General features: G+C 68.0%; 27 protein-coding genes. 17 read left to right on the top strand and 10 right to left on the bottom strand.

From position 1 onward, the window contains the following. The first annotated feature begins 67 nt into the window (after positions 1-67). The gene (locus AU194_RS10880) at positions 68-658 is read left to right on the top strand and encodes a hypothetical protein (protein WP_157576004.1); all 591 of its coding nucleotides are present in this window, start codon (positions 68-70) and stop codon (positions 656-658) included. A 62-nt stretch (positions 659-720) separates the two neighbouring features. Here AU194_RS10880 and AU194_RS10875 read toward each other — a convergent pair whose 3' ends face one another. Further along, positions 721-1,923 carry an FHA domain-containing protein gene (locus tag AU194_RS10875; protein ID WP_059089251.1) on the bottom strand — a complete coding sequence of 401 codons (1,203 nt, stop codon included), beginning with the start codon at positions 1,921-1,923 and terminating at the stop codon, positions 721-723. 229 nt (positions 1,924-2,152) lie between these two features. On the opposite strand from AU194_RS10875, the gene AU194_RS10870 reads away from it, so the two are divergent. Together AU194_RS10870 and AU194_RS10865 are read left to right on the top strand one after the other, a co-directional pair. Further along, positions 2,153-2,884 (top strand): sensor domain-containing protein, encoded by a 732-nt coding sequence (locus tag AU194_RS10870; RefSeq protein ID WP_197417592.1) that lies wholly within the window; start codon positions 2,153-2,155, stop codon positions 2,882-2,884. 304 nt (positions 2,885-3,188) lie between these two features. After that, entirely contained in the window at positions 3,189-4,640 is a 1,452-nt protein-coding gene (locus AU194_RS10865) for a neutral zinc metallopeptidase (protein WP_059089249.1), read from the top strand. A 72-nt stretch (positions 4,641-4,712) separates the two neighbouring features. On the opposite strand, the gene AU194_RS31775 is transcribed toward AU194_RS10865, so the two are convergent. Next, positions 4,713-4,895 carry a hypothetical protein gene (locus tag AU194_RS31775; RefSeq protein WP_157576002.1) on the bottom strand — a complete coding sequence of 61 codons (183 nt, stop codon included), beginning with the start codon at positions 4,893-4,895 and terminating at the stop codon, positions 4,713-4,715. Positions 4,896-5,091: 196 nt separating this feature from the next. Between AU194_RS31775 and AU194_RS10860 the strand changes: the two genes are divergently transcribed. Beyond that, entirely contained in the window at positions 5,092-5,553 is a 462-nt protein-coding gene (locus tag AU194_RS10860; RefSeq protein ID WP_059089248.1) for a hypothetical protein, read from the top strand. 20 nt (positions 5,554-5,573) lie between these two features. Here the strand turns inward: AU194_RS10860 and AU194_RS10855 are convergent, their stop codons facing one another. Both AU194_RS10855 and AU194_RS10850 read right to left on the bottom strand, forming a co-directional pair. Continuing rightward, entirely contained in the window at positions 5,574-6,419 is an 846-nt protein-coding gene (locus AU194_RS10855) for a ParB/RepB/Spo0J family partition protein (RefSeq protein WP_059089247.1), read from the bottom strand. Beyond that, positions 6,419-7,132, bottom strand: a complete 714-nt coding sequence (locus AU194_RS10850) for a ParA family protein (RefSeq protein ID WP_059089246.1) — start codon at positions 7,130-7,132, stop codon at positions 6,419-6,421. The genes AU194_RS10855 and AU194_RS10850 overlap by 1 nt, the downstream gene beginning before the upstream one ends. A gap of 357 nt (positions 7,133-7,489) precedes the next feature. Between AU194_RS10850 and AU194_RS10845 the strand changes: the two genes are divergently transcribed. Continuing rightward, positions 7,490-7,897 (top strand): VOC family protein, encoded by a 408-nt coding sequence (locus AU194_RS10845; RefSeq protein ID WP_369804078.1) that lies wholly within the window; start codon positions 7,490-7,492, stop codon positions 7,895-7,897. 643 nt (positions 7,898-8,540) lie between these two features. Here the strand turns inward: AU194_RS10845 and ligD are convergent. Further along, positions 8,541-9,491, bottom strand: coding sequence for a non-homologous end-joining DNA ligase (gene ligD, locus AU194_RS10840; RefSeq protein WP_231743293.1), 951 nt, complete (start codon positions 9,489-9,491; stop codon positions 8,541-8,543). 966 nt (positions 9,492-10,457) lie between these two features. On the opposite strand from ligD, the gene AU194_RS10835 reads away from it, so the two are divergent. Beyond that, positions 10,458-11,252 carry a ParA family protein gene (locus AU194_RS10835; protein WP_059089244.1) on the top strand — a complete coding sequence of 265 codons (795 nt, stop codon included), beginning with the start codon at positions 10,458-10,460 and terminating at the stop codon, positions 11,250-11,252. Continuing rightward, on the top strand, positions 11,245-11,622 hold the full coding sequence (locus AU194_RS10830; protein ID WP_059089243.1) for a hypothetical protein: 378 nt from the start codon (positions 11,245-11,247) through the stop codon (positions 11,620-11,622). Before AU194_RS10835 ends, AU194_RS10830 begins: the two co-directional genes overlap by 8 nt. Before the next feature lie 74 nt (positions 11,623-11,696). On the opposite strand, the gene AU194_RS10825 is transcribed toward AU194_RS10830, so the two are convergent. The 3 genes from AU194_RS10825 to AU194_RS10815 all read right to left on the bottom strand — a co-directional run bounded on the left by AU194_RS10825 (position 11,697) and on the right by AU194_RS10815 (position 14,446). Next, a complete protein-coding gene (locus AU194_RS10825) occupies positions 11,697-12,380 on the bottom strand; it encodes a WhiB family transcriptional regulator (protein ID WP_059089242.1) in 684 nt (227 codons plus the stop codon). Continuing rightward, complete coding sequence (locus AU194_RS10820; RefSeq protein WP_231743289.1) at positions 12,377-13,396, bottom strand: helix-turn-helix domain-containing protein; 1,020 nt, start codon at positions 13,394-13,396, stop codon at positions 12,377-12,379. Before AU194_RS10820 ends, AU194_RS10825 begins: the two co-directional genes overlap by 4 nt. A gap of 684 nt (positions 13,397-14,080) precedes the next feature. Next, positions 14,081-14,446: a hypothetical protein gene (locus AU194_RS10815; RefSeq protein ID WP_157576001.1), complete on the bottom strand. Its 366-nt coding sequence runs from the start codon at positions 14,444-14,446 to the stop codon at positions 14,081-14,083. 248 nt (positions 14,447-14,694) lie between these two features. Here AU194_RS10815 and AU194_RS10810 point away from each other — a divergent pair, with 248 nt between their 5' ends. Next, positions 14,695-15,420 carry a Clp protease N-terminal domain-containing protein gene (locus AU194_RS10810; protein ID WP_197417591.1) on the top strand — a complete coding sequence of 242 codons (726 nt, stop codon included), beginning with the start codon at positions 14,695-14,697 and terminating at the stop codon, positions 15,418-15,420. A 192-nt stretch (positions 15,421-15,612) separates the two neighbouring features. Here AU194_RS10810 and AU194_RS31770 read toward each other — a convergent pair whose 3' ends face one another. After that, positions 15,613-16,410: a hypothetical protein gene (locus AU194_RS31770; protein ID WP_157575999.1), complete on the bottom strand. Its 798-nt coding sequence runs from the start codon at positions 16,408-16,410 to the stop codon at positions 15,613-15,615. A gap of 420 nt (positions 16,411-16,830) precedes the next feature. On the opposite strand from AU194_RS31770, the gene AU194_RS10805 reads away from it, so the two are divergent. Beyond that, entirely contained in the window at positions 16,831-17,166 is a 336-nt protein-coding gene (locus AU194_RS10805; protein WP_059089239.1) for a DUF732 domain-containing protein, read from the top strand. A 93-nt stretch (positions 17,167-17,259) separates the two neighbouring features. After that, the gene (locus tag AU194_RS10800; protein ID WP_059089238.1) at positions 17,260-18,006 is read left to right on the top strand and encodes a hypothetical protein; all 747 of its coding nucleotides are present in this window, start codon (positions 17,260-17,262) and stop codon (positions 18,004-18,006) included. A 91-nt stretch (positions 18,007-18,097) separates the two neighbouring features. Here the strand turns inward: AU194_RS10800 and AU194_RS10795 are convergent, their stop codons facing one another. Continuing rightward, positions 18,098-18,373, bottom strand: a complete 276-nt coding sequence (locus tag AU194_RS10795; RefSeq protein ID WP_059089281.1) for a WhiB family transcriptional regulator — start codon at positions 18,371-18,373, stop codon at positions 18,098-18,100. 201 nt (positions 18,374-18,574) lie between these two features. On the opposite strand from AU194_RS10795, the gene AU194_RS10790 reads away from it, so the two are divergent. The 7 genes from AU194_RS10790 to AU194_RS10760 all read left to right on the top strand — a co-directional run bounded on the left by AU194_RS10790 (position 18,575) and on the right by AU194_RS10760 (position 25,245). Then, positions 18,575-19,288 carry a helix-turn-helix transcriptional regulator gene (locus AU194_RS10790; RefSeq protein ID WP_059089237.1) on the top strand — a complete coding sequence of 238 codons (714 nt, stop codon included), beginning with the start codon at positions 18,575-18,577 and terminating at the stop codon, positions 19,286-19,288. Positions 19,289-19,340: 52 nt separating this feature from the next. Further along, positions 19,341-20,399 (top strand): C40 family peptidase, encoded by a 1,059-nt coding sequence (locus AU194_RS32205; protein ID WP_059089236.1) that lies wholly within the window; start codon positions 19,341-19,343, stop codon positions 20,397-20,399. Between the two features lie 246 nt (positions 20,400-20,645). Further along, the gene (locus tag AU194_RS10780) at positions 20,646-22,568 is read left to right on the top strand and encodes a DUF4226 domain-containing protein (RefSeq protein ID WP_082698578.1); all 1,923 of its coding nucleotides are present in this window, start codon (positions 20,646-20,648) and stop codon (positions 22,566-22,568) included. A 65-nt stretch (positions 22,569-22,633) separates the two neighbouring features. Further along, a complete protein-coding gene (locus tag AU194_RS10775; RefSeq protein WP_059089235.1) occupies positions 22,634-22,933 on the top strand; it encodes a type VII secretion target in 300 nt (99 codons plus the stop codon). Then, positions 22,930-23,238, top strand: coding sequence for a DUF2694 family protein (locus AU194_RS10770; protein WP_059089234.1), 309 nt, complete (start codon positions 22,930-22,932; stop codon positions 23,236-23,238). Before AU194_RS10775 ends, AU194_RS10770 begins: the two co-directional genes overlap by 4 nt. 4 nt (positions 23,239-23,242) lie before the next feature. Next, the gene (locus AU194_RS10765) at positions 23,243-24,913 is read left to right on the top strand and encodes a PPE domain-containing protein (RefSeq protein WP_059089233.1); all 1,671 of its coding nucleotides are present in this window, start codon (positions 23,243-23,245) and stop codon (positions 24,911-24,913) included. After that, positions 24,910-25,245 carry a hypothetical protein gene (locus AU194_RS10760; protein ID WP_059089232.1) on the top strand — a complete coding sequence of 112 codons (336 nt, stop codon included), beginning with the start codon at positions 24,910-24,912 and terminating at the stop codon, positions 25,243-25,245. Before AU194_RS10765 ends, AU194_RS10760 begins: the two co-directional genes overlap by 4 nt. Positions 25,246-25,782: the final 537 nt, after the last annotated feature.

Here is a 25,782-nt window from a genome sequence, read left to right as displayed (position 1 = left end):
ACTCATGAACCACACGCCGATTCCGCTGCCCCACGGTCACTTTCCTCAGATGCCACAGGGCGACCGCATGCCGGTCGAGTCTATGCCGACGGTGCCGTTTCGATTTCGCACCCCGATGACCACCTACCCGGACGCGGCCCCACCTCCGCCGGTCCCGCACGGCGGTCAGGCACCGAGTCCGGCGCCCTACAGCGAGGGGCCAGGTCAACCGCCGCGGAACCGCCGCAAGCGGGTGGTCGTCGTCATCGGTGTTGCCGGGGCGCTGCTCGCCGCTGGCGGCGCGTCGTTCGGCGGCCTTACCTGGATGAAGTCAAACAACGAGAAGACCGAAATCCGCTCGCTGTTCAGCGACTTCGCCGCCGCGGTCGACTCCGGCGACCCCACCACTGTCGCGCAGCACCTGTGCGCCGAGGAGGCGGCCGCGCTGACCAGGGCGGTGGGTGGCGAGGAGTCCACGAGTCCGGCCCCGCCAGCTTCGGGTTCCGCCGCCGCGGTGACCGCCACCGCGGACGACATCGCGGTGCACGGCGACGTCGCGTCGGCGGTGATCAGCCGGGGCGACGGCGGATCGGGCGGCGCGGAGACCCTCTACTTCAGCAAGGAGAACGGCGCGTGGACGGTGTGCATGGCCGCCAAGGACGACATGCCCACCGGTTGACGTCGGGAACGCTGAACACAACGCCAAGCGGCGAGGAAACCCCTCCTCGCCGCTTTGGGGTCTCAGGACGCAGACAACATCGCTAGCAGCGCCTCGACAGCCTGGGCGGTGCGGGCTTCGACGAGACCATCGGCCTCGACGGTGGTGATGTCGGCGACGGACACTCCCGCGGCGCTAGCAGCCTCCTCAGCGGTGAGCTCGGCGTGGTGGCGCGCGGCGTACAGGCGCTGACCCAGCGTCGCCTGTGGTGAACGCGCGGCCGCCAGCATCAGGTCGCGGTAGGTCTTGCGGACCCTGCTGAGCACCAACGCGACCTCCGTGGCGCCGCGGGCCGCACGAGCGGTGTTGGCCGCCAACGTTTCCACCCGCCGCAGATCCCGCAGCGACCCGCTGACACGCTCGCCGTAGCTGGGGTCGTCGGGGGCGGGTAACGCGGCGATGGTGTTCTGAATGTTCCCCAGCGCCAACCCCACCGTCTCGGCCATGAGCGGCGCTTCGACCGTGGTGATCACGACGTTGGTGGTCTCACCGGTGTCCTCGGACGCGACCGGGGTGGGTATCGATGGCGGTGATGTCGGTGCGGGCGACTCCGCCGCGGGGCTCGCCGTCGGCGGTTCCGTCGGAGCGTCCGCCCCGTCGCGGATGCGGCTGATCGTGCCGGGCGGCCAGCCCAACACCCGCTCGAGTTTGTCCTGCGTCGACCGGTGCGGCCAGCTTCGCCCCTTCTCGAAGGCGATCAGCGCCCCGGCGTTGATGACTTTGTCCCGAGCCAGGGTGCGTTGGGCGATGTCGAGCTCTCTACGGCGCGCGGCCACCGCCGCACCCGCCCGGGCGATACCCGGGTCGGTGGCCTGCCCGTCCGGTGTTCTGTCGGAATCCGAGTCGGCGTCGTCCGCGGGGACAGGTGTGTGCAGAACATCTTGCCGCGCAGCGAGATTGAACAACACGGGAATCCCCTGCGGATGGCCGAGGCGAATCGTCATGCCGTCCCGGATCACGACGGACTGCTGTTGCTCGCCGTCGACGTAGGAGCCGTTGCTGCTGCTGTCGCGTGCGGTCCAGCGGTCGTCGCGCAATTCAATACGCAGATGGGTGCGCGAGATCCGCGGATCGTCGATGAGTACCTGCGCCGGGAACTCACGGCCGACGATGATCGGGCCGTCCCCCGGCTGGACGGTGTAGGTCCGCCCCGCTGCCACGATCGTCAGCGGCGGGACCGCCCGCTTCGGCGACGCGGAGTCTGCACCAGGTGCGCCGCTCGGCATACCGTTCCTTTCCATTACTTCGCTACGGTTTAGCGTACTCTATCGGCCTCACGATACGGTCCCTTCGCTACCGAACTGTTGCGTTCACCCGCCGGAGGAGCCCCGCCTTGAGACTCTCGGTCGCCTGCGCTTCAGTTTGCCCAACATAACTGTTGCACGCTACGGTTTCTGCGGCTAGCCTCGAATCAGTGCGCGACGCCGATCGCGCCTCTCGGGGAAGGAACGACCCGTGGCAGCACCCGCACTCCACCGTCACCCAGCGGCTCGGATCGCGACCGCGTCCGTCGCAGTGGCCGTCGCGCTCACCGGCTGCACCCGCACCACGGAGGGTTCTGCCCTCGCTGCGGAGCCGGGTCCGCTCCCACCCGCGGAGATCAGCATCTTCGAACTCGGCGGGCTCCTGCTCGACATCGACGAGCTCGAGGCAGCCACCGGGCTCACCTCGCTGCGTTCCACCCGCAAAGAGGTCACGAAGATGTGGGACGACAGTCCCGGCGCGGTGAACGCGCAGTGCATCGGTGCGCTGTTCCCGCTGCAGATCCGCCCGTACGACGACAGCGACTGGAATGTCGTGCGGGGCGCGATGGCCAACGATGCGCAATCCCCCGGCGCGCCCCACGAACACTCCGTCATTCAGGGCGTGGTGCGTTTCGCCAAATCCGACGCGGCTCAACGGTATGCGGAGTCCGCGGCCACCGACTGGGAGGACTGCGGCGGGGAAACGGTCATCACACGGAACTCGACCGATCAGCCCACCGGATGGCGTCTCGCCGACTTCCGGCGCGACGGGGACACCCTGACGCTCACGACCTCCCCCCTGGGCGAGCCGGGAGCCGGCTGCCTGCGCGCGTTGCGGGCGCACAGCAACGTCGTCATCGACGCCATGGTGTGCGGATCGGACCTCGACGACCAGGCCGCCGCCATCACCGGGGCGATCGCCGACGGGATGCCGCAGTTATGAGGGTGAGCGAGCGTCCGACGGTGGTCGGCGACTTCGTCACCGTGACGAAAGCCGCGCGCCGTCGGGACAGGCCGGGTGCGTTAACCGCCGGGGCCCGACCAGGGCGCTCTGCCGAGTCGGTGGCTTCTTTGCTACGCGAACAGAACAGCAAACGCTTCAGTACACTCGGTGCGGCGCACGCCGTCCGAAGCTCTGCCACTACAGACGATCACAGCAACAGAACTCGGGGGTACCACCGGTGAAACTCGAACGCAGGCGACGCTCTGAAAGCCCCCTCCGCAATCATCGACCGGGCTGGTCGAGATTGCGCACGGTAGCGGCGCTGGGTGCGGTGGTATCACTGCTGGCGAGCGCCTGTGGCGGCGACACCATCAAGGGTCAAGCCACCTCCCCGCTGACCGACGCGTTCCGGGTCGGCGGCCTCCCGGTCGAGGACGGGCCGTCCGGGGTTCGGGACGACGCGCCCGAACCTACCGGCGAGGTGGAGAACTCCGACGGTGGCGAGATCGACCGCATCGCGCTGCTGTCCATCAACGACATCGTCGAGTTCTGGCAGCAGTACTACGGCCCGCCGCTGGAGGGTGAGTTCGAACCCGTCGAGCCGGTGCACTCCTATGACTCCGAGGACCCGTCCTCCCCTCGCCTGTGCGGCACCCCCACCTACGACTTCGTCAACGCCTTCTACTGCTTCAGTGACAAGATCATTGCGTGGGACCGGGGGGTACTGCTGCCGACCGGGCAGAAGTTCTTCGGCGACATGTCGATCCCCGGGGTGCTCGCCCACGAGTACGGCCACGCGGTCCAACGTGAAGGCGGCCTCGTCGACCGCAGCACCCCGACACTCGTCAGCGAACAGCAGGCGGACTGCTTCGCCGGCGCCTACATGCGCTGGGTGGCCCAGGGCGATTCGCCACGGTTCGACCTAAACACCGCCGAAGGGCTCAATCTCGTTCTGGCGGCGGCGATCTCGTTGCGCGATCCCACGCTGGGGCCGGACGACACTGAGTACATCGAAGGGGGGCACGGAACGGCGTTCGAGCGGGTCAGCGCCTTCCAGATGGGCTTCGTCTCCGGGACCCTGGCGTGTGCCGGCATCAACATGGACGAGATCGAGGAGCGACGGGGCGATCTACCGAAGGCGCTGGACTACGACGAGAATTCCGGTGACGTGCAGACCGGTGAACTCGAGATCACCGAACAGTCCGTCAGCGATCTCTTGAACTCGCTCAACGCGGCGTTCAAGCCGGAGCAGGAACCGACGGTGTCCTTCGAGGCGGCTGGCTGCAGCGAGAAGGACATCGCCGGTCCGGTGTCGTACTGCCCCGACGACAACACCATCGGGATCGAGCTTCCCGAGCTGGCCAAGATGGGCGTTCCGGCCGACCGCAAGGACAACGCCCTGATCCAGGGTGACAACACCGCGTACTCGCTGGTCATGTCGCGATATGCGCTGGCACTGCAGAAGGAGAAGGGGTTGACGCTGGATTCGGCCGCCGCTGCCCTGCGCACGGCGTGCGTGACGGGGGCGGCGCATCGCCGCCTCGCCACCCCGGCCGACTCCCTGCAATCCGACTCCGCTGCGGGTGTCCTACTGACCGCCGGGGATTTGGACGAGGCGGTGGCAGGTCTATTGGTCAACGGCATCGCCGCGAGCGATGTCAACGGGGAAACGGTGCCCGCCGGCTTCGCACGCATCGACGCGTTCCGCACCGGGGTGATCAACGACGACGAGGCCTGCTACGAGCGGTACCCCTGACACTCGGGGGAACGATTTTGGCCCGCTACCGCATCGCGGTGGCGGGCCGATTCGTGTGGCAGCGCGGGTATGTCAGGAGGCGGCCTGTACCCCGCCGAGTTCGCGCACCATCTGCAGGCTGAGTTCACGCAGCATCTGCTGCACGGTCATGCCGCGGCGGTCCGCCTCGGCGCGCAGCACATCCAGGTCGTCAGGGGTGAACCGGAGACCCACCTGTTCGGTGAGCCGACGCGTCTCAGTCCCACGTCTGGCCACGATCCGCTCCTCTACTGCGAGTTCTCGTCTGCCGCTCGGCCCACCTCGGGTCGATGCCCTAAGCTTAGGGCATCGATGCCCTAATTAGCGACATCGGCGCTCGGCATGTTCTTCGAGTAGCGACATTCTGTCCCTAGTTAAGGGCATAATGCCATACGGAAGGAGTTGGGCCAGTCCGCCGCGCTGGCCGATGCCGATGACCGCACCAAAGCAACCCCCACCAGGCGTCGAGACGACGCCGGAGGGTCCGGTGGTGTCGTTGCGGGAGGCGGCGGCGGTGCTCGGCAAGGATCCGCGAACGCTTAAGCGCGCGATCACCGCCGGCGAGATTCGCGGCGGTGCGAGCCCCCGCCCGGAGCGGCTTCGGTGGTACGTCTACGCCTCCGAGCTCGAGTCCGGTCAGCCCGAGGCGGAGCCCACTCCCCCACCCACGTCAGAGGTGGAGACCCTGCGCGCGGAGGTCGAAGACCTTCGCGCCCAGGTTGTTTCGTTGACCGAGACCAACCGGCTGCTCATCGCGGCCCAGCAGGACGTCATGGACGCCGACCGCAGTTACCGGGAGGCCGCCGACAAGTACCGCGCGGCGTCGCAGAAGTACCTCGACGCGCTCACGCAGTTCATGACGCCCGGCCACCTGGGCGATCTCGCCAACCTGTAGCGGGGTACGCTGCGGGACGGTCAGCCGGTGCGGTTGCTCAGCATGTCGAGCAGCTTAATGACGCCGTCGTCGCCGAGAAAGCTGTGCAGCGCTTCGGCGAGCGCCTCGGGGCGGGAGTCGAACTGTTTGATGGCGTCGATGATCACCCGGGCGGGGCTGGGCGCCGGCTTGCCGCCGGAGGGCTTGGGCTGCTCGTCGTCCTTCTTGTCGAGCGCCGACCGCCATCGGGCGACCTGCTGCTCCATGGGGACACGTGCAAGCTGGCGTGCCTCGCGCAACGCCAACTCGCCTCGGCGCAGCGCTGTTTGGAGCTGCGGGTCGAGCTTCAGCAGGGCCCGGCGCTGCGACACCCAGCCCTGCGTTTTGTGGAGCCGGGCGGCGGCCTCGTCGGCGCGGCCGCACGCTTCCACCAGAGCTTCGACGGCTCTGGCTTCCTCGATGACGTCGAAGTCCTGCCGGTCGACGTTCTCGGCGATCGACGCCGAGATCAAGGTGACGTGGTCGCGGGCGACCTCGTCGTTAACGACGATAGCCAGATCGGTGCGGCCGAACTTGTGGGCGGCGGCCAGGCGCCGGCAGCCGTTGATGACCACGTAGCGGGCGCTGATGCTGTCTTGCGGATACAGGCGCTGGTAGGCCTTCGTGGTGACGACCAGCGCGGGCTGCAACTGCATGTCGACGATCGACGCGAGATCATCCAGATTGCCGACATGGTCGCGCGGGTTGCGGGGGTTGGCGACCAGGTCGCTCAACGGGGCGGTCGCGCTGGACGCCGGGGCGGGTGCGGGTGCGGCGCGATCGACGGGCGACTTGGTGCCGACCGATGCCACGAGGGACGCCAGATCGGTGCGTTGTCCGCGGGCCATCAGCGTCCTCCCCCGACGTTGAGCTCGAGCGCGAACTTGTAGAAGTCCTCCCGGGCCTGCAGGGCGACGCGGTTGAGCGGATACTCCGTGACGACCTGACCGTCGGCGCTGGCGCGGGCGTGCAGCTTGTAGTGCCGAATGACAGTGTTGGCCAACGGCCATCCGTTGGCTTTGACGAACTCGCGCGTCTGGTTGAGGTCGCCGACGCCGTCGCGGGGGTCCCAGTTGTTGATCACCACCAGGTAGCGCAGTCCGCGTGGTTCGAGCACCTTGCTGATGGTGCGCGCGGTCGGATCGAAGCTGAGCGGTTCGGTCTCGATCGGCACGATCACCTGATCGGCCATGTCGAGCACCGCGCGCAGCACGTCGGCGGCGGGACCACGGCCCAGCGGGTCGGAGCTGTTACCCCCACCGTCTAGGTCGATCCACCCGGGGGTGTCGACGTAAACGTGTTGGATGCCAGGCAAGTCCTTGAGTTTGGTCAACCCCTCGAGGTCGTCGTGAGCCTGGGCGATGTGGAACGGAAGATCATCCATCCGCGAGGCCCACCAGACCGCAGAACCCTGCGGGTCGACAGACAGCGCCAGGACCGGTGAGCTCGCGTCGGGGTCATCGCTGTGGTTGAGAACGTCGGCGGTGACGGCGGCGAGATTGACCGCGATCGTGGACTTGCCGACGCCGCCCTTCTGATTCAAAACGACATGCACAGCCATAGAAGGCCTTCCGTATGCTTCCCCCGCACGGCGGAGTACTTCGGTGAGACGCGGTCATCGTAAGGGTCAAGATCAGCGGAGCGGCTTCGACACGCTGAGCGACTCCGATTTCCGGCTTCGCGCCATCGGGGCCTTGCGGAGTAGGCGGCTTTGAAGCGCCGGGAAAAACGCGATCGGCGGACGTGCGAGAGTGGCGGATTCGTCGCCGTTCCCGAACCAACCGTGGCTGTGCGCTGCCCTTCGGCGCCCACTGCCTTCTCGGTGCTGCGTGTGATGCTTTGCGTTCAGGGCACGGGCGATCTCGCACCCGACTCCCCCGCCGTAGGCTGCGGTCGGAGGAACCTCACCGGTGCCATCATGGCTCTGCACGAAGTCGCGTCGTCGGTGATCCAGCCCGAGATCCATAATGCTGGCGTGGAGTTGCAGCGGGCCGTTCCGATCCTGAGCGTCGCGGACGTCGAGGCAGCAGTGCAGGAGTACAGCGCACTGCTGGGCCTCGACGTGCCCATGAACCACGGCTGGATCGCCACCCTCGGCTCGCCCGGCGGTGCTCAATTCAGCGTCATGTCCCGCGATCGGACAGCTCCGTGCAACCCCGACATGTCGGTCGAAGTCTCCGATGTGGACGTGGCGTTCGCACGGGCCCGTGAGGGTGGGGTTGAGATTGTCCACCCTCTGCAGGACGAGGATTGGGGAGTCCGACGCTTCTTCTTCAGAACGGCTGACGGGCAGGTGGTCAACGTCCTGAGCCATCGGCACCGGTAAGGCGCCGACGGAACGGAGACTTCCCCGCCGGTGAGTCGGGGTGCTGCTTCTTCATGTCTGGTACGTCGCACTCTCGGGCGGTGTCGATTACAGGTGGTCAGCTCATGGTGAGGGTGTGGACCAGAACCACTGCGCGCCAGGGCTCGGGAGGCGGTCGGCGACGAAGTTCGGGTCGGTTTGCCGGAGCAGTCGTCCGATGTCAGGTGACGTTGCGTTTTGTCGTGCGTGCCGGCGACGAGCGCGTCGTCGTCGCTTCATCGCGACTCCACATCGACGAGCGGTGGTTGCCGCCGACGAGCTCGCCGTTGGCAGGGTCGGCCGGTGAGACGCCGCGCAGGAAGTGGCGCCCGTGCGCGGAAGCCTGCAAGTGGGATGTGGCAACACTCGCGACCGCGCTCCAAAGTGCGTGGTGGCGCCGGGCTGCTTTACCGCGGTAAAGTAGCAAATCCCACCGTTCCGGCTTTTCGGCTCCGTTTCGCATGAAACCGCTGGTCGACTTCGCGGGATCACTTTACCGCGGTAAAGTGGCTAACAGCGCTTGAGGCTGTTCGGGCCGGTTCAGCGGCGGCCACCTCTTCGATCTGGCGCCCCCAGCAGGGACCGCGCCTTCGTGTCGATGAGCAGGCCCGGAAGCCGGTCACGTTCACGAAGCGGGCACTAGCACCGCACCGACGTCGCTCAGGTCCTGCCGCAGCCCTTTCCAGGAGGCATGCCGGAGCGAGCCGTTGAATTCGCGGTACTCGACGTCCCCGATGAGCGCCGGTGCCACCCACCGCACGTGGGATGCCAGTGCGCCGAGATCAGCGTCTGTGAATGGAGCCCGCTCGCAATGCAACACCGCTAGTTGCCGAGCGAGAACCCGACGATGGTGGGCAGACAAACCGCTGCTGACGACGCCGCAGAACTGCAGTTGCGCCCCGTCGTCGTACGCACCCACAAGCAGCGCGCCGACGGTATGTCGGTTGATCCCCTCCCCCGGCAGCCAGCCGCCGACCACGAACTCGCTGCGTCGGCGAAGCGGCGTCTTGATCCAACAGCTCGAACGGCGGCCCGGTAGATATACCGAGTCCAACCGCTTGGACACGATGCCCTCCAGCCCCAACTCCGCCGCGGCGGCCAGCACCACCTCGGGGTCGCAGTCCATCCAGTTGGCCGGAAATCTGAATACACGGCTTGACCCCTCAGCGGCGAGGGCTTCGAGCAGGGCGCGCCGCTCGACGTAGGGCTGCCCCGTGGTGGCCCTGCCGTCGCGGCTGAGTACATCGAAGGCGAAGAACTGGACGGGGCAGTCCTTGAGTAGGGCGGCGCTGGGGCGCCGATTCTGGGGCCACCGGCGCTGTAGCCGTCCGAAGGACGGAACACCCGTCGCGTCCAGCGCGACGATCTCCCCGTCCAGCACGACCGGCCGGCCGAGCGCCGTCGCCGGAAGTGCCGCAGCGATCTCGGGGAACGTGTGGGTGATGTCGGCGCCGTTGCGGCTCAACAGTGTGACGGTGCCGTCGCGGTAGATCGCAAGCCCGCGCTGGCCGTCGTACTTGGCTTCAATGGCGAAGTCGGCGTACCGGGCGGGCGGCTTGCCGGCGGTCGCCAGCATCGGGCGCAAGTCGTGCGGGTTCATGGTGCGCTCACCACTGTACGGAGGCCGCACGCGGGGCCTCCGCCCTGTGGAGTGATTCTCAGGACTGCGGCCGGACGTGAGATCTGCGCCTGGCCCATCGACCACCGATTCGTCACGTGTTGGTTCGACCCCGGACTGATCGGACCCACCGTCGTAGCCCTCTGGCGCCGGGTCTCCCCCACGATTCCGCTGTCAGGCCTTCGCGGCTCAGTGCGCGGTGCAGGACGGTCACAGGAACACGCAGCGACAGCACTCAAATCACGCGATCACATTGACACCGGATGACCGCGTGACTCGATCACCGGATCGCCCAGCGATCCGATGACGGCGTGACCCGGTTCTGCGATCACTCGGTCACCGTGTGATGCAGGCACACGATCACGCGGTGAGGAAATCGCTCCGTCACACCGTGATCGCGTCACCCGGACACTTGGTTACGGCATCACCAGGTGATCCCGTGACTGAATCACGGTGCAACCGGATCACGGCATCATCGCCTCACAGCGTCACAAGCTCACTCGATCACGTCGTCACAGCATCACTCGGTCACGTGGTCTTCCCGTGATCTGATCACGGTGTGACCGAATGACCGAATGACGGTGCAACCGGATAACTCGATCATGACGTCACACGATCACTTCGTCACTTGGTGACCCGGTGTTCCCGTGACTTGATCACGGCGTCACGCGATGATTCCGTGACGGAATCGCGACCGAACACGATCACTGCATCACACCGTCACTACGACACGCGATCACAGCGGAACCTGATCACGGCGTGACGGCATCACCCGGTGACACGGTGTCCGCGTGACGGGATCACCCGGTAATCGAGTTGCGAGGTCACAAAGTGATCGAGTCACGACGACACACCCTCACACGTTCACTCCATCACCGCGATTGCTGGTGTAATCGCAGGACGCGAGTGAAAGGAGTGACTGCTGTGAAAGCAGAGGTCATCGCGATCGCCAACCACAAGGGTGGGGTAGGGAAGTCCTTCACCGCCGTCAACCTGGCCGCCGGCCTTGCCCAAGCGGGGTGGAGAACCCTCCTCGTCGACTGTGATCCGCAGGGCAACTCGACGTCGATGTTCGACCCGGATGACGATGTCGAGTACGACATCTACGACCTCATCCGCGAAGGCGTGCCGCTGGTCAAGGTCATCCGCCGCACCCGTCTCGACAACCTCGACCTGGTCCCGTCGACGCTGGCGGTCGCCAAGCTCGACCAGGAGCTCGTGTCGATGCACCGCCGCGAAGACCAGTTGGCGATCGCCCTGGAACCGGCCTACCGGGACTATGACGCGATCATCCTGGACCTCTCGCCCAACCTGGGCCAGCTGGTCATCACCGCGCTGAACGCCGCCGAATGGTTGATCGTGCCCACCGACGCGAGCAAGTGGGGTCGGCGCGGCGTCAACATGTTCCTCGAATGGTCCGATGCCCTACGGCAGCACAAGGTTCTGCACGCCGACCTCCTCGGCGTCCTGCTCACCAAGTACGAGACCCAGACGCGAATCAGCCGCGAGACGCTGGCCGGACTTCAGGCCGACGGCCTGCCCCTGTTCTCGACGCACATCCCCAAGCGCACCGCCGCCGAGCGGATGGTCAGCGACCTCGTCGTGCTGGGAGACCCGGGGGCCGACCCCGACCTGGCCATTGCGTACGCCCAATTCACCACGGAAGTCATGGCACTCGTGACCGAAGGCCGACAGAACAAGGGGAAACACCATGCCTAAGAAAGACACCCAAGCCGCCGTGTTGGGCATGCTCTCGACCGCCGGCGCGCAGACGCGCCGCCCGGTCGAACGCACACCCGCCCCCGAACCGGCGGCAATCACCCCCGAGCCGGCGCCCGAGGTCGCGGCACCCGAACCGGCACCCGAAGCATCCGTTCGGCAACTGTCGCCGCGCACCACGCCGACGCCCCGCGCCGAGGAGACCAAGCGGACCATTCGGCTACGCGCCAGCACCGCCGTCGAACTGCGCGAGGCGTGGATGGAGGCCAAGCGCGACGACGTATTGCTCACCGTTCAGGACTTCGCCTCCGACCTGCTCGAAGACGCCTTGTCGCGACATCGCCGGCGGCGGACCACCGCGAGCAAGTAGGCCGGGCAGGACACCTGCGCCTGGGGATAACTCTGGGGATGGCGTTGCCGCTTTACCGCGGTAAAGCGGGACCGTCAGGCCACCGCTTCGGCGACGTCGTGCAGTCGGCCGTCCGAGGCGAACTGCACCCAGCGGGACTGCCGCCAGAAGAACGGCGCCTGCGAGACCCACGGTGAGAACGGCACCAGGTATCCGAGCCGTTGGGCGATCGCGGAGTCGATGGCCGCGATCGCGTGCGCGCATTCGGTGCAGCGCAGGTACACACATGCGGGGTCGATCATTCGTGAATCGGGCACCTCGGGTGTTCGGTACCCGTAGCCGTCCGCGGTCAGCCGACAGCCCGGGGCCGTGATCTCGCAATGCCCGTCCGCGCGGGCCAGCACCAGCGCTCGGTACGACAGCCGTTTGCGCCGAGCGGGTTTCGGGCGTGGCGATCCGCCGTCGGCGGGGGAGGGGCAACGGTTACGCGGTGGGGGGGTGGGGTCTGCGGCGGGCGCGGGTTCCTCGACCTCGGCCACCGCGGACGGTGTCGGCTCGGCGATCGCCCGGAGGTAGTGGGCGACGTCGTCGAGCCGACCGTCGATCCAGACGCCCGCCCACATGCCGAACGTCGCCTGGCGCTGTAGGGCGAGCTGGGCGCACTCGGTGCGGACCGGACAGGCGAGGCACCGTTCGAGTGCGTAGGTGCGGTTGTCGCGATCGAACCATCGCTCCGGGTCCCGTCGACAGGCCACGGCCCCGGAAGGACCGGTCGTCACGGCTTATCCCCAGGCCCGCCGGTCGGCCTGCGCCGGGCCCGCTCGACGATCTCGGCCAGCGCACGCCGAGCGGCATCGCGACCCGGCCCGTTGAGCGCGGCTCGGCCCCGTTCCCGCGCAGCCTGGTTGGCCTCACGCTCGGCGAGTTGAGCGGCGATACGCCGGCGCCGTTCGTCCCGCTCCTCACGCTCGCGAGCTTCCTCCAACGCCGCGGGTCGCTCCTCGAGATTGCCGTGCGCGGCGAGGATGGCGCCAAGCAGTCCGATCGGCTTGTGCGGCGCCTCCGGCAGCCAGTGCCCGGTCCCGACCCAATCGGTGAGCAGCTGGTTCACGTCCCGTGCGGTCCACCCGTGCCGCGCCGGACCTGCCAGCACATGCGACCACGGGGCACCCGTTCGATACCGACGCGCCCACGGCGGGCTTTGCTCGTCGCGCACCCAACTGTTTGCCAGCACAAGCCCTTGTTCATCTGGGCTTATGCGGCGCGCAGCGACGCTGCGACCAGCGGTTTTCCGCTGGGCTCGTGTGGTGAGAAGAGATTTACGGGAGTGTTTTTGAGAGAAAAGAGACCCTCCGGGATGGGGTGACAGCCGTTGTGTGCGGTCGTCGTGCAGGGCCCATACCGAGGCCCAACCGCGGCCTTTGTCGCCCACGCGCCAGCTCGCGAACCGCTCTGCCCGGGTGCGCTGTCTGCCGCGCAGCACTTCGGTGGCCACGCCGAGCAGGCGCAGCGCCGTCGAGGCGCGCTGCACGGTGCGCACCGACAGGCCCGTGATCGCGGCCAGGCGCTCATTGGTCGGTCGGCAGTCGCGGCCGGTGCGGTGGTCGGCGAACGAGGCGCGTGCTTCGGCAACGGCGACAACAGATTTCAGACTCACCGGATTGCCCGGCATCGCGGGCCGGACGTGGGTGTCGTAGCGCTGCCGGTACGCAGCCGGCACCGTTTCATGGGCCCAGCGCCGAGCGCGTCCGCTCCAGCAAGGCACCGCCGCCCAGGCGACCTCGGTGTCCAGCACGATGCGGGGCAGCCGGTCAAAGCAGTGCCCGCCGGCGCGGCGAATCCAGACGGGTGTGGTGTGGGCAGTCCCTCGTCGCGGCGCATTGCGGGTGGACCCGCGGTAGGGACGCACGAGGAGTGTGGGTGATTCACGGAGAACGCTTACTAGACCCGCATTTGGGCGTGCGCTACCGTGGAATGCGTCTTTCAAGACGATCCCTTCCTGTGGGGCGCGCGAAAGCAACCCGGCCCGAGTTGCAGCTCGGACTGGACGACCCTCGGTCCTGTCGGACCGGGGGTTTCGTCGTATGGGGCTTTCGCGAAGATTCAGTTATGGAGAAAGTGGGAGGCGATCGGTTGGTGACCGCCGCTGCGGGAACTCCTCTCTGGGTCGGCGCCCTAGACTGCGCGGATATCCGCGCGGGTACTGGTGTCCGCGGTCATCGTCGAATCACCCCGCGGACGCGCGGATATCCGCGCGGGGTGTGTGCGCGGATATCCGCGCACGACCGAATATGCCCTAGCGCGGACGTGCTCACGGGGCGACACGCCGCAACAACTTTCACATCCGTCACGCGGCTCCCGAGCCGTCGCGGGCCCGGTATCGGAGCCGTCGCGCCGAGACGTCCCGATGGCGTTCGGAGGCAACCGTATTCGTGGCGACTGGGGAAGCGTGTGTGCAGCGGTCACCAGTGTCCCTCGCTCACGCGCCGATCGAGTGCAGCAGCCGGGCGTCAAAGGTGAGCGCGTAGCCACTGGCCGACACCAGCGAAACGCCGTCCTCGCGCCACGTGATCGTGGGGACATCCCAGAACGGATCGGCGACCGAGTAGATCCGGGGTGACTTATCGGGTCGGATCTCCACCGTGCGCCGCTCGTCGCGGAGCAGCGGGATCCCCGGATAGACGTGGCGCTCGGCGCAGAAACCGGACACCGGACTGGCTTCCGGTGCGCACGACCGCTGGACGGTCCGGTCGCCCCACACCGTGTTCGCGAGGACGAGCCGCGCGGTGCCGATCGCTGCTACGGCCGCCACCACCGCAGTCACTGCCATCAAGAACCGGGGCATGGCCTCACTGTATTGGGCGCCCAGCGGGACCTTGTGCACTTCTTTCCTCGGCAGGACCTGTGGCGGCGCCGTCTAGCTACCCATTCCACCATTGCGGATCACGTTGTCAAATGCCGGTTAGCCGACGGGATAGCTCCATATCTCTGCTTACGACAATTATTTTCGCTCCGGAATGCGTGAACCGGCGCGCGTTCCGCACATCTGCATCGCTTACTCTGAGCAAATCTCACTCACGTGGAGAGGACGCCGTGTTCGACCGCTATACCGATGCAGCCCGACGGGTCGTGCTGCACGCGATCGCGGAAGCGGCGGTCCGAACCGGCGGGACTGTCCACACCGAGCACCTGCTGATGGCGCTGCTGAGCGAGGACGTCCCCGCCACGACACGGTCGGTGTGGAGGCAGCTCGGCGTCAGCCACGCCGCGATCCAGTCGGCGGCGCCCGCCATGCCGGCACGCGTTGACGGAGTGCACGGCAGGGTGTCCTACAGCGCTCGCGCCCGGCGCGCGCTCGAGCGCGCCTATCTGGCGGCCACCAGCCACGGGCTTCTGGTGAGCCCGGAGCATCTGCTCGTCACGGTCCTCGAGTATCGATCCTCCGGCGCCGCAGCGTTACTCACCGCCATCGGTGTCGATCCCGACGCGGTACGGCGGCACATCGCTGCTACCGAACCGCCGGAGGCCGACCCCGGGCTACGACGGACCATCCGGCTGTGCCCGGACTACGGCTGCGAATGGCCGCTGTGGGAGCACGGACCGCTGACCCCGGACGCGCTCGGCATCTCGGCGGCGTTGGCGGAGGAGTTGCGCCGGTGGACAGCGCACTGGGAGGAGCACTTCCATGCGGCGCGCGGCTGGCGGGACCCGGCGCACCGCGCGTCGTGGCACCAATGGGGCCATCGCCTCGCCGGACGGCTGCAGGCCGAACTTCAGCATTTCGCCGATGTGGTCCCGCGATTCGATTGGGCACAGTAGCGCCGGGGCTCAACCGAGACGGCGACCGGCACCGGAAGATTAGTGCAATTGCCCTCTGTTCTTTGGCCTTAGGCTCGAACGACAAGCCTCGTCCGAGGCGGGATAGAAGGGCCGGGAACTCCCTCATGGTTGGAGAGGTGGCGCACGCGACGCTGGGATTCTCCGCGAAGAATGCATGCATGTGCACGCATGTCACGGACGTCTGACCTGGTAGTCCGCACTCTCGACCAACGCGAAGTTTTTCTCGGGGTCTGGGGTATAGGCGTATATCGGGACGGCTATCCACCAAAACTCACGTCGGTAGATCGAGTCCACGATCTTCTTGCCGGCATCCGCTCCTCCGAGCCCTACCTTGTTAATCTTCGCGCAATCAGCCGGCATGTTTAGGTCGGCCGAGTTATTTCCCTCTACGCGAGTTTCCATATCAGTAGACGCGATGACGAAAAGTGTTCTGTCGGCATGCCGCCGGAGTATGTCGATGCCTGGGTTGTATATGTCATTAGGGTCGGGACGAATCCCTAACTTCGATAGATCGTGCACCAATGCGAATCTTGCACCCGTAATACGACCCGGCAATCGGCCGGAATTCTGTATGGGCCACACGATGACGAGCGGATTCTCCGGCCGGTCGCATCGGCCAGCAATATGAACCTTCGTAGAGAGGTCGAACATAACGCCGGACGTTGACGCCATCCGGCGCGCTACGTCGGCAGAGTCTTCTGCCACTTCCAACGAACTATGAGCAGTCCGCCAGGACATCCACGCTGCGACTGCAGATGCGGCGGGCGCCACAAGTGCAATGACGGAGATGACGATCGCCACCAGCTTTGCAGAGCGCTTCTCCAGTCTCTGGATCCGAGCTTCCAGTGTCGCGAGCCGCGATTCAGTTAGATCGGGTGAAATGGCGGTTTCAGCTGACGGTGCTTCATGCCTATCGTCAGCGTCATTTCCCTCGGCGGCGGCCTCCCCGCTCCATCCCTCGACAGGCACTACTCCAGACCGTTGCTTCGCGAACGATTTAATGCCAGCACGGGGATTAGGGTATGGCGGCGGCGCGGCGGTGGCAATGTTTGGAGGCGCACCTTTGACGGTAGGTGCTCGTCCACCGCCGCAGCTGCCACCCATGTTCGTTGCGCCCACGCCTCGCTCAATGCATGGCCCCGCGTCGTGCACCTGATTAATGGTCAAGGACGACGAGTCGCTCGAACTGCTTCGATCGAATAGCACCCTAAGCGTGCATTGCTGCACCGCGCATCCGACAGCATCGCCGTCGTTTCTCGCCCACATCCCACCGTTTATCCGCGAGGGAACAGCAAAAGTCATGCGGAAATCTTGTGCAAAGAACCCCCGTCACCCGGCGTTAGGCTCGAACGACAAGCCTCTTCGGAGGCGTCACAGAAGGACTGACCGATGCCAAAGCTCAAAGGTTGCAGACCTATTCGTGTGGTCGCGGCAACCCTCGCCGCTGGTGCGCTCCTGGGGACCGCGATCGTTCCCGCCGGTGCGTGGCCCATCCCGCTGACGGTCGAGGACACCGCATACCTAAGTGCGACCCGCGGCGCCTTCCCCGGTAACGACGACCAGCTCCTCACGGCTGGGCGGCAGGCGTGCCGCCTGCTCTATACCGGCCAGCCGACCAACGCGGTCGTCGACTCGCTCGCGGCGCAGTATGCGGCGACCCCGGCGCAGGCGTCCATGGTGGTCAGTGCCGCGCGCGGAACTTACTGCACGCAGGCGCCGGGCTGAGTCGGCGCCGTCGGTGTGCATCGCCGCCCGGCTGTGGATAAGCCGCGCTGAACCGACGGGGGACGTCGGGAGGTCTTCCTACCGTGCCTCGGCATGGGCATCCCACAGACAGCGCCGAACCTCGATGCCGTCGGCGCACCGCTCCACCGGGTGGTGCGCCGACGCGGCGTGACGTGTCAGATCTGCACGGCGCCCGTCGACGGCCACCGCTGGTGTTGGCGCTGCCGAACCGATCGCCGCTTCGCCGGCCTCGCCGGCATTGTGGTTCCGCTGATCTATGCCATTGCCGGGACGCCGTCAGCGGAGCTTTTGTCCAAGTACAAGAACCATCCGGTGCGGTCGGTGCGCGCGACGCACAGCGCGGTGGTAGGCGCGCTGCTGGCCGAGGCGCTCGCGGCGCATGAACGCTGCCTCGCCGCCGCCGTTGGCGTCACCGTCGATGCCCGCGTGGTCGTGCCGTCCTTGACCAGTCGGCCCGGCGTGCATCCAGTGGCGCTCGCAGCGAACGCCGCTGGTATTGCAGTGCAACAGGATTGGCTGGTGCCGACGCTCGACGCACGCTGTGACCGCGTGATACGAGCGGAGAAGTTTCGGGTGTACTGCCCGGACAGGGTGGACGGCTCTCACGTGCTGGTCATCGACGACGTGTGGACGACCGGATCGAATGCGCAGTCCGCGGCCCTGGCGTTGCGCCGGGCGGGCGCGAGGGCGGTCAGCGTGGTGACGGTCGGCCGTTGGCTCAATCCCGACCATCCCGGGACCGCGGCCTTCGTTCGGGACCGGCTCAGCGCGGGCGAAGAGTGCGCCGGATGTCCGGTGACGGGATCGCGATGCCTCTGATGGCTGTTACGGCCGGTCCTTCGGCGATGGCGACGGAGATCGGTAAGACACAATCTCCGCCGCCGAGGCCGAAGAAAAGAAGAGCGGGCGGCTAGGCCGTATCGCGGATCTGATGGCCGCCGTGGGCCGCCAACGAGCGCAGCTGACGCAGCGCGAAGGTGCGGCCGCGGCCCACCTCGGGGATGTTGACCCCGGACCACATCCCCACGACGCCAGGGGTTTCCAACGCGTCCTTCGCGCACGCCCACCGCCGGGGGCAGCCCCGGCACAGCGCTTTCAGTTGGGGGTCGTCCCCGCCCTCGGCCCACCGGTCCGGATCCGACGCGCAGGGCGTGGTGGTGGCGGTTACGCGGGGCGTCATAAGCATCACGGTCACCGTTAGCTCCTCTCCCGAGGTGATCACGTTGGACGAAACACTAGCGATGAAACACTAGCAGCGCAACTCCAACACTAGCGATAACACAAGCGGCAACACTAGCTATGCTAGTGATCGATGCTTAGCGCCAAGGCGCAGCCACCCCCGCTCGGTTGTGCACGAGTGCGACGGGCCGCCCGATACACTGACCCGATGCAGGACGACGCATCGGAACCGGGCATCGCCCGTGCCGGTGAGGCATTCGCCGATCGTCGTAGAGAATTGGGCATCGCCCAACGTGAGCTCGCCCGCAAGGGAATCATCACGGCGAGCTCGCTGATCCACTTCGAGAAGGGTCGCGGCTGGCCGCGGGAACGCACTCGCGCGGCGCTCGAGGAACAGGTGCAGTGGCCGGCCGGAACACTAGCGGCGATACGGGCGGGCGGCGAGATCCCCGGGCGCGCGGCGGTGACCACCGACAACAACCTGTCCGAAAGCGCGATGGTCGTCGAAATCACCGAAGCGGCGTTGGTCAACCATGATGTGGCAGTCGCCAACCTGCCGGCGCCCACAGACCCGGCGTTCGCCGAGCAGGTCCAGGCGATCCTGGCCAACCTGCGCCGGATCGAGAACATCACCGCCCGCGCCGTACGCGGAACACAGGGGGCCAGCGCGGTGCTGAGATCCCTTGCGGGGGTGCGCCGCCGCTACGACGAGCTGATGATCCGGGCGGCCGCCGCGCCGGGTGCCACGCTGGGCCAGCGGCTCTACACCGCGCGGCGCCGCGCGAACCTCAGCGGCGCGGAGGCCGCCGCCGCGCTGGGCGTCCCGCCGGAGGTCGTCAGCGCCGTGGAAGCCGACGAACCCCCGCCCGGCGATTTACGGTCGGCGATCGAGGCGCTGATCGCCGAGCTCGACGCCGGCTGACGGCCCAAAATTCGCGTCGGGACCGGCACTTCGGGTGCCAGATACTCAATGAGTGTCCGTAGATGCGCTGCTCACTGAGGTAAGTCAGGTTCTCGGCCGGTCGCACGCGCTGTTCGGCGAGCCACCGGCCTCCGGCGGCAGCGCCGCCGCGCTCGCGGGCGGGAACCTCGCCGCGGCCGGTGACCTCGTCCGGTCCGGTGGCGCACAGCTGTCCGGACTCTCGGGCACGTTCGCCGCCGACTACAAGACCTTCACCGGTCACGCCGGTCCCGCGCTGGACGCGCTCGCCGCCAACGATTCCCGGCTGGGGGAGCGGCTGCGCGACGCCGCCGGCAGCGACCGCACCGGACGCACCTCCTCGGGCACCGTCATCACCGGCGCCGCCACCGACAGCGCCGGCCTGTCGCCGCTGTCGAACACCCCCGCGGGTCAACGCGCTCTGCTGGTGGCGATGCGCAACCGCATCGCCCAACAACAACGAGTCGTCGCCGCATACAAGGTGCGCGACGCCCGCATGGCCGTGCTGCTGCGATCGATGGCCTACGCCCGCTCCGGCGGTGGGGGAGCAGGCACGCCGATAGCCGCCCTGGGCGGCCCCGTAGGGGCGGCTCCGCTCAGCGGGGGTGGCGGGTCACTGGTTCCCGCGCCGCCACCGGGCCCGAGAGGGCCGTTGAGCCGTCACGTGACGGAAGAACGGGCGGCTCTGGCAGCCCAGGTCGACCGGCGCGCGGGACGGGTGCCCGCCGGTCCGGCCGCCGACGCCGTGCGGGCCGCGCTGAGCAAACAAGGCGTCCCGTACGTGTGGGGCGCCAAAGGCCCGAACAATTTCGACTGTTCCGGGCTCACGCGGTGGGCCTGGGCGCAGGCCGGGGTGCAGCTCGGACCCGACACCTACACCCAGGTCGGCCAAGGGGTGCCGATCGCCCGGGAAGACGTGCGCGCTGGAGACCTCATCTTCCCAAAGGCGTCCTGGGACAGTCGCGGTCCCGGCCATGTGCAGCTTGCGATTTCGCCAACCGAGGTGGTGCATGCGCCGCAGACCGGCGATGTCGTGCGCATCGCGCCGATGCCGTCGGCGTACGTCGCGCGCCGACCGGTGCCGGATTCCTGAGGCGTAACCGCTGAAATTCGTGCACGGTGGGGTCGGCGGGCGGCGTTAGGCTCGAACCGACTTCAGGAAAGGACGGGCCGTGGACCCAGTACTCGCACGTCAGGCCAGCAACGTGTTGGACTTGCTTGACCGGGCGCGGCACGTGTTTGGTGGGGCGAGGCCGCCGGCTGACCCGCCTGCTTTCTCGGCGCCAACCGATCTGGAACGCGACCTCGGTCGCGGCCCCTACTGAGTCCCGGCGTCGCGATGACCGAAACCCGCGCATTCGACGAACTCGTCCGCTGGCATCACATCCAGCGCGTCGGGTTCGCCCAGGGCTGGGACCCGGGCTGGCGCGCCACCGGCGGAACGTTGGCCGACAACATCGCCCGCTCGGACCCGTACTGGGGGATGGTGCTCGACAAGGCCCGGGCCGCCTACGGCGATCCCAACATGCGTTTCGACACCGGCAACCCCGACCGCGACCGTTCCCTGGTGTTCGGGGACGGCACGCCGGTGCCCGCCGACGGGTCGTTGGCCTACCGCGACGCCGCGAACGACCGCACCTACCTGCTCAACACCGACGGCTCGGTGTCCCCGGTCGATGCGAATGGGCAAGCGCAGCAGCCGCTCTGGCCCGCCGGCTGGCGCGCCACCGACGACGCGAAGTACGCACCGGTCGACGCGCACGGCCAGCAGATAGCACCGCTGCTGGACCGCATGCCGCGACCGCTGACCGACTACCACGACCACCACGGTGTCCTCACGCCGAAGAACGCGCGCGGCGACTACTACGTCGACGAGGGCGGCAGCCGCACCTACTTCGACGCCGCCGGCCAACCGATCGGCGAGGAGCAGTACCGGCGGGGCACCACAGCACCCGGCCAGGAGGGAGACGGCGCACCGTTGGACACCGACGAACAGCAATCCGGGCGGGCCGCCGAGGCGGTCAAGAAGCTCCACGAAGAGCTCAAGAACCGCTACAGCGACATCAGCGACGCCGAGGGGCAACTGTCGGAGGTGCTGCTCACCGCCCGCGCCACCACCGCCGAGGGACAGCGCAAGCTGCAAGCGGTGCAGGAGAAGATCGTCGCCGCGATCGACAACCCGGCGCTGGCACTCGACACCCCGGCCGGTGAGCAGGCGTTCCTCAAACTGCTGCGCGAGCAGGTGTCGGCCATCGGCGACATCGTCACCTCCGGCGCGTTGAGCGCCGAGGACCAGTCCCGAGCGGTGGAGGCGCTGACCGACCTGTACGCGGTCGATCAGCGCGGCGCCGATGCATCCGATGCGGCGCCCGAATCCGCCGGTGGCACAGACGGTCTCGGTGGCGTCGCCGCCGCCGCACCGCCGGCGGCCACCGGGGAACCGGTCGATCTGGGGCTCGGTCCGATGGAGCCGCTGCCCGATGCGAGCCTGTCGGATCTCGGGCTCGACGGGTTAGGTGCGGCGGCGCCGCCGGCCGACCCGCTGGCGTCGCTGACCTCGGCACTGCCCGCGGCAATGGGGGCGGTTCCCCCCGCGGCGGGGTTCGGCGCGGACCCACTGTCGGCGCTCGGCGGGCTGGCCGGCCCGCTGGCGGGGCTGGCCTCCCAGCCGCAGACGCCGCCCCCGTCCGACCCCGTCGCCTCGGCGGAGCCCGCCGACACCACCGACGAGGACGCTTCGGAAGACGACGACGAGAAGTCCGGCGCGACGACCGAGGACAGCGACACCGAGCCGGCACCGGACCCGACGGCTGCAGCGCCGCCGGCGGCCGACACCACGCCCGCCGACACCCCCGAGGCGCCGCCGGCTGCGGTGACGGCGCCGCTGCCGCCCACCACGGTGCAGTTGCCGGACGGATCGACGGCGAACGCGAAGACGGCGGCGCTGGCGGAGGCCGTTCGGTCCCACTTGGGCGGCACCCCGGTCGAGGAGTCCTACCGGCAGGCGGGCCTGGAACTGCCGCCGCCGGGCACCCCGGTGACCAACCCGATCGACCCGACCGCCCTGTCGTGCGGCAGCATCGGGATGTTCGAGGACCGTTACGTGGTGGCGCTCAGCTCGGCCAAAGCGCTGCAGGACGGCGACGTGGTGCCGCTGTCGGCGGTCGCCTCCGGCCCCGGCTTCCTGGGCTGGATGGACCCCTCGGCGCGGGCCGCCGGCACGCCGGCACCGCCGGTGCCAACCCCTGCACTACCCGGCTAAAGCACAACCCACGACGGACAGCCATCAGATCTTGGACAATTGCCTCGTTCGAAGGAGCCGCACCGATGACCGACCCCATCCACGTCAACCCGCAGGCGATGCGCGTGGTCGCCAATCACCACGACGACGTCGCCGACCGGATCGCCCAGGCGCGCAGCGCCAACGACGACATCCACGCCGCGGTCGCCACCTACGGGCCGATCATGCACCAGGTGAAGTCGGCGGTGTCCGACGTCCTCGCGCAACGCGAGGCGGCCCTACTCGAACACGACCAGATCCACCGCAGCGCCGCGGACGCGCTGCGCCGCGAAGCCACCAACTACGAGGATCAGGACGCGATCAACGCCGAGCGGCTGCAACTTTGAGCGACGACACCGCGCTGCCGCTGAGCGAACGCTCCTTCACGGCGTCGACGCCCGACGGGTCGGTGTTCGTGCGGGTGGCGGTGCGCGGCCATGTGCTGGGGGTTCAACTGGAACCCGCGGCAATGCGCCACGCCGGCCACGAGCTCGCCGAGCGAATCATGGCGTGCGCGGACGTCGCGTATCTTCAGGGTCAAGTAGCGGTCCGCCGACAGTGGGAGCAAACGGGCATCGACGCGTCGAGCTTCGCTGGCATGCCCACCGAGCACGAGCTGGCGGCGGCGCAGGAACGGCTGAGGGGGTTGTAGCGCGATGAAGGTCGATCCGGCTGGGCTGGCCTCGGTCGCAGCGCGGATCGCCGACGTCCTCGCGGAGGTGACCGGCGGCGATCCCGTGCATCCGCCGTTGGCCGCCGACCCAGCCGCCACAGGTGCTGCCGGGCGGTTGTCGGCGGCGGGTGCGGGGTTGGTCGCCGCGCTCGCCGAACAGGCGCTGGGACTGGCCGCGACTGCGGCTCAGCTGTCCACCGTGACAACGGCGTTCGTCGGCCAGGATCACGCCAACGCCGTACGGATCGCCAGCCTGGGGGAGGGCGGTGCGGACGCCGCGGTGACCGGGTGGGCACCGCCGGCACCGGTGATGCCACCCGATGTGCGGCCGCCGCTCGCGCCGGCGCCCCCGCTCCCGGCGGAGATGATCTCGAGCGCGGTGCACTCGGGGGACGTCAACGCCGGAGAGGCGTTCATCGCCGCCTGGACGCGGCTGTCGCAGACCGCGTTGGAGGCCGCCGACACGGTCGCGTTGACCGCCGAGCAGTTGCCGGAGGTGTGGGACAGCCCGGTGTCGACCGAGACGGTGCGCAGCCACCTGCAGGGCTACTCGCACGCGCTGAGCGCATCGGCGTCACGCGCGCGGATCCTGGCGCAGCAGGCCACCCAGCACGTTGAGCAGACAGTGCAGGCCCGCTCGGATATCCCGACACCGCAGCAGTTCTCGGCGCTGCGCCAGCAGATCCAACAGGTGTCGGCGGCCAACGTCCGCACCGGCGGCGCGTACGCGATCCCGCTGTCGCAGTTGCAGACCGAGAAGACGTCCATGGACACCCAGGCGGTCACGAGTTACGGGTCCTACCACGCCGAGACCGACGTGACGACCGCCGGCGAGCCGGGCACCGACGGCGCCCCGCAGCCCGGCGACCCAACGGGCGCGCCCGGGGCTAATCCCGACGGCCACGAGGCCGGACCGGGTCAAGAGGGCGCCGAGAAGATGACCCCCGAGAAGGCCGGGCAGATGGCGTCCATGCTGCCGCAGATGATCTCGACGGTGCTCGGTGCGGCGGGCGGAATGCTCGGGGGCGCCTTCTCCTCAGTGGGACAGCTGCCGCAGGGATTGATGCAAGCCGCCGGCTCGGCGACGCAAAGTCTTCAGGGTCTGATGAAAACGGCTGGCACTGACGGGTTGTCGACGCGTACTCCCGGGCTGAAGCCCTTCGACAGCGGACTCGACGACGAGGCCCTCGCCGCGGGCGGCGGTGCGGGCGCGGGTGGCGGTGGGGCGACCCTACCGGCGTCGGGAGGATCGGCCACGTTGCCGCCCGCCGTGACGCCCTCGACCGGACCGGCGCCCAGCCTGCCCACCACACCAGCCGGTGGGTTGCCGCCTCCGGCCGAGCCCGCCGTGGGTGGAGCTCGCGGTGGGGGCGGGATGATGCCGATGGGCATGCCGCTCGGCGGCATGATGGGGGGTGCGGGCGCCGGTGGTGGTGCGGGTGGTCAGGAGCAGGCGGTGCGCTCGAAAAAGGTTGTGGTGCCGGCCGAACCGCACACCGAGTCGGTGACCGGCAAGGTGAGTAACGACCGCATCGCGCGGTCGGTGACCGCACCCGACAACGACGACCCCGGTTCTGCGGGTCCGCCCGCGCCGCGCTCCCCGGCGCCGGTGGTGCGGCGCATCACCACGGTCCGACCGAAAGACGATGAATGAGCGGGGAGTCGAACTTCGACGACCTCGACGACGCTCAGAAGGTCACCTACGTCGAAGCCGAGGTCGCGGCGACCCTCAATCGGCTCGACGAGATGATCGCCCAACTCGGGGCGTTGCGTACCGAGGTCGAGGATCCGGACGGCCTGGTGCGGTTCACGTTGGGCGATGACGGGCGGCTGCTGTCGCTGTTCGTTCATGACGCGGTGCGCACCTCCCTGACCCACCTCGGGCTGGAGAAGAAGCTCAACGACCTGTTCCAGGCAGGCAACGACGCAATGCGATTGTCGCGCAGGGAGTTCTGGGACAACGTGGGCGAGGTCGGGGAACAGTAGACCTCGGCGGTGCCCCTCCGCGTTTACTGACGTCGGTGAAGAATGAAGGGGCCCAGCATGCTGGGAGTTGGCCGGGCCCCTTCGCCGTCTCGAGGGGGGGACCTCGTGACAGACCTACACTATCGCCGCGCCAGCGCACGCCGTGCACAAATTTCGTGTCCGGCAGGCGGGCCTGTGCGATCTCAAGATCCGGCGTGTGGCTACCTCGCCGTTCTCAGCGGTTGACTTGCGTTGAGCGTTTGCCGTTGCGGCGACGGGCCGACCGCTGTGTGACCTCAATATGAGTTGACCTCAACCGGTTACTGCATTCAGCCTGGATTCATGTCGATGGATGGACCTTACATGCCGGGTTCGCCGGGCGGCGGCTCCTCTCCTCGTCCGGAACGCGACCAGCAACCGATGCCTTACCAGCAGTTTTCGTCCCCTCCTTGGCCTGCGCCGGGCTCTCTGAGCCCAGCCAGCCATCGCAGGCGTGGACTACTGATGGGACTCGGCGTTGCGGTGGCGATCATTCTCGGTGCCTCGGGTCTGATCGTT

The organism is Mycobacterium sp. GA-2829 (assembly GCF_001499965.1).
Lineage (GTDB): Bacteria > Actinomycetota > Actinomycetes > Mycobacteriales > Mycobacteriaceae > Mycobacterium.
Note: the sequence above shows the minus strand (reverse complement) of the source record. Positions and strands in the feature narration are given on the sequence as shown.